Below are 2941 nucleotides of genomic sequence, written 5' to 3'. Positions count from 1 at the left end.
TTTGCAAGTGGCTTTGAATCTGGAGCAATATTGGGTGCAATCAGTGGTGGATTAGGAGCCGGGATATCGGCAGTTGCAACCGGGGCAGAACTGACAGTAGGAAGAATAGTGGCAGTAAGAGCTGTGAATATGATATCTGATGCGACTGTAGATACTGTGGTATATGCATATCATTCAGACAAGTACGATAAGAGTATTACTGGTGTAGACATAGTCAAGACTTGGGCAGCGAGTGCTGTAACATCGCTTGTTATGCAGTCGATTATGGATGAATGTAATGATAGGACTCAATCACCAGATAAGAACAGTAATTCAATTAATTTTAAGAATTCGTTGGATAATCAAAGTAAAGCTAATAGTAATAAGCCCACAAATACAGTCACATATAGACGTGTTCAAGGAGGAACTGGAGACAAAGCAAGTCAACAGAGAATATTAATTGATAGTGAAGGAAATGTATATATAAATAAGAAAAATGTAAATTTGAATGTTAGTGTGGATAACGGAGAGCATTCGCAGTATTATATAGAAAATAAACGACCTGGTGCTGATATTTATGAATTTGAAGTTCCTAAATGGTTAGATGATATGGTAAACGAGTATATCGTGCCGGAAAAGAATTATAGAACAAATCCTTTAAATCAGGGGAGATGTGCGCCAAAGCTAAATGATCCCACAACTCCTGGAAGATGCATAGAATTTCCTGCACCGTGGATTGAATGGATTGAGGAATATGCTACAAATGGAAGAATAATAGCAGGAGGGGGTTAGGTGAAAGATAAGAAATAGAATAAGGTAAGCTTAAAATTGTTGAAAAAAATAATTGGAGGATTGGTTTAATGAAAAAAACGATTTCGATAATGACAGAGGAGTTTGTAAATGAAAAAACAGGCGAAAGCGTAGAGGGTATAACTATAATGATTGATGGGGTTATAAAAGATTTATTTGATATTATTAAGCATGAAAAAAAAGAATACAGCGATAACGTAAGTATAGTTCAGGATGCTTTAATGAAAGGTTTAGAAGAAATAAAAAATACTATATAAGCTAAGGTAATTATCATAGAATTTGCGATTTGCAAAAATACATTGTTTCCATAACATTAGTATAGTGGAAACAATGTATTTTTTATAGTAACATGAGAAAAAACATGCTGATTGACTATGTTGGACACACTACGTCAGAGGCAAAACAAATTGCTGGAGAAACAGGTGTAACACATGAGGAGAAAAATACGTATTTAAAGAATCGCAGATATTATTTTGATGCTGTTACCAAAACAATGGTTAGAAGTATGTCGGTTTTAGATAGTGGAACAATAGATGGAATGGCTACGGATGAAAATGGGAAGGCTTTAATATTACTGATATCAGATCATCTTGATTGGAAAAATGAGTATGATCATTTACTAAGACTACAAGAAAAAATAAATTCTTATATTACATTCTGCGAGGAACATCAATGGAGAATTAACAGTAAAAGAGTTTGTTGATTGGTACAATGATATTGACAACTATAGACCAGAACTGCCTAGTAATAACCGTAGTCACAAATATGAATAAGGAAGAATCTAATGGATATATGTTTAGTAGCAAAATTAAAGAAATATGATGATTTTATTTCCTGTTATAATGAAGGAGATGAGAAAAAATTGTACAAAGGTAAATCACTGCTATTTTATTCATTATCAAATAATGATGCAGAAAGCCGTTATTTAATAACAATTTTTTTAATCAATAAGGGTGCTGATGTTAATGTAGTAAATGAGTGTGGTGAAAATCTTTTGCATATATTGCTTTCAAGAGTGAATCACAATATAAATCAGACGGTGGAGTTGTGCAAAAAGTTGATAGATGGAGGTGTGGATATAAACCAAATAGACGAAAAAGGAAGAGTCCCACTACAGTATTTGATTAATTTAAAATTTACAGATGAGGAACTTGAACCTTTATATAAAATCTGGTTTGCACAAAAAAAAATTCTGGTTAATTACAAGAATGCATGGGAAAAAACGCCATTGGAAATTGCTGCTCAAATGCCGTACAGAAAAAAATTAGTAGAAAGGTTAAAATTATATGAGTGATGTAGTAAGTTTTATTTCAGCTGCTGGTGGAAGCGTTGTTTCAAAAAATATATTGATACGGAAGAGTATTTGAGTGATGCAGATAATATGAGCATCTGTGATTTTAATACAATTGCAAATATTGAACCGGCAATTCTCACAATATACAACTGTAAAGTTGGAACTGATTTAGAATTGGTGGATGAGAATGGAAAGAAATATCTCTTGGATAGCAGTACAGGAAAGAAACTTAAAGTATAGGACATATTCTGGGCACTCGGTAAGAAGTAAATGAGTAGCGTAAGAAGCCGATGCAGATAGTAAATACATTGTTTACTTAACAACACTTGTTATGAAAACAATGTATTTTTTTACAATCAAATTGAGAAAAACTAAACGACTGTTGGCAAAAATAATGGATGATGTAATACTATTGTTTGGCAATAATATAAAGGAGATGGTGTTGTGTCGCGGGAAGATGATGTTGGGGCTGCGGGCGTTAGAGAAGCTGCGAAAGATAGCAGAGATGAGCTTGAAGACATTTTAAAAGCGCTTGAAGCTGGTGATTCTGACAAGCATGGACCCAATGTGAAGATCATTATAGGTGTAATAGCTGGGATCGTATTGGCTTCAGTTGTGTTAATCAGCATAATGGTTAAAATGAGAATGCACAGGTTCGTGATGTGATAACGGATACTTTGTATGTTGTATCGCAGTATCTGCGAACAGGCTATGTGAATCGTGAGCACTGGGTATTAGTGTTACCGAGAGAAGGCATGGTTATGGATCCAGATAGAACCTTGAAAAGTTATCATGTTGAAAATGGCGATAAACTGATACTCATGTAGATGAAGGATGTGTGATGTTAGTATCGTAAAG

At 34.1% G+C, this 2941-nt stretch carries 7 protein-coding genes; all 7 read left to right on the top strand.

Going from position 1 to position 2941, the window contains the following annotated elements; all coding sequences use genetic code 11:
- Positions 1 to 771: hypothetical protein (locus tag DWW70_RS14940; RefSeq protein WP_199669343.1), on the top strand; the 771-nt coding region annotated here is incomplete at its 5' end.
- 68 nt (positions 772 to 839) lie between these two features.
- Positions 840 to 1046 (top strand): hypothetical protein, encoded by a 207-nt coding sequence (locus DWW70_RS14650; protein ID WP_055148043.1) that lies wholly within the window; start codon positions 840 to 842, stop codon positions 1044 to 1046.
- Between the two features lie 104 nt (positions 1047 to 1150).
- Complete coding sequence (locus DWW70_RS14645) at positions 1151 to 1492, top strand: DUF6572 domain-containing protein (RefSeq protein ID WP_118018512.1); 342 nt, start codon at positions 1151 to 1153, stop codon at positions 1490 to 1492.
- Positions 1431 to 1562, top strand: coding sequence for a GH-E family nuclease (locus tag DWW70_RS15615; RefSeq protein WP_082418113.1), 132 nt, complete (start codon positions 1431 to 1433; stop codon positions 1560 to 1562). The genes DWW70_RS14645 and DWW70_RS15615 overlap by 62 nt, the downstream gene beginning before the upstream one ends.
- Before the next feature lie 11 nt (positions 1563 to 1573).
- Complete coding sequence (locus tag DWW70_RS14635) at positions 1574 to 2083, top strand: ankyrin repeat domain-containing protein (RefSeq protein ID WP_118650122.1); 510 nt, start codon at positions 1574 to 1576, stop codon at positions 2081 to 2083.
- A gap of 69 nt (positions 2084 to 2152) precedes the next feature.
- Positions 2153 to 2323 (top strand): immunity protein Imm33 domain-containing protein, encoded by a 171-nt coding sequence (locus tag DWW70_RS14630; protein ID WP_199669342.1) that lies wholly within the window; start codon positions 2153 to 2155, stop codon positions 2321 to 2323.
- A gap of 204 nt (positions 2324 to 2527) precedes the next feature.
- The gene (locus tag DWW70_RS14625) at positions 2528 to 2749 is read left to right on the top strand and encodes a hypothetical protein (protein ID WP_118650121.1); all 222 of its coding nucleotides are present in this window, start codon (positions 2528 to 2530) and stop codon (positions 2747 to 2749) included.
- Positions 2750 to 2941 lie beyond the last annotated feature (192 nt).

The sequence above is a fragment of the Coprococcus sp. AF16-5 genome (assembly GCF_003479365.1).
Lineage (GTDB): Bacteria > Bacillota > Clostridia > Lachnospirales > Lachnospiraceae > Coprococcus > Coprococcus aceti.
Note: the sequence above shows the minus strand (reverse complement) of the source record. Positions and strands in the feature narration are given on the sequence as shown.

Coding starts and splice junctions, on each gene's coding strand:
- DWW70_RS14650 (WP_055148043.1), top strand. CDS start 840: ATGAAAAAAACGATTTCGATAATGACAGAGGAGTTTGTAAATGAAAAA.
- DWW70_RS14645 (WP_118018512.1), top strand. CDS start 1,151: ATGCTGATTGACTATGTTGGACACACTACGTCAGAGGCAAAACAAATT.
- DWW70_RS14635 (WP_118650122.1), top strand. CDS start 1,574: ATGGATATATGTTTAGTAGCAAAATTAAAGAAATATGATGATTTTATT.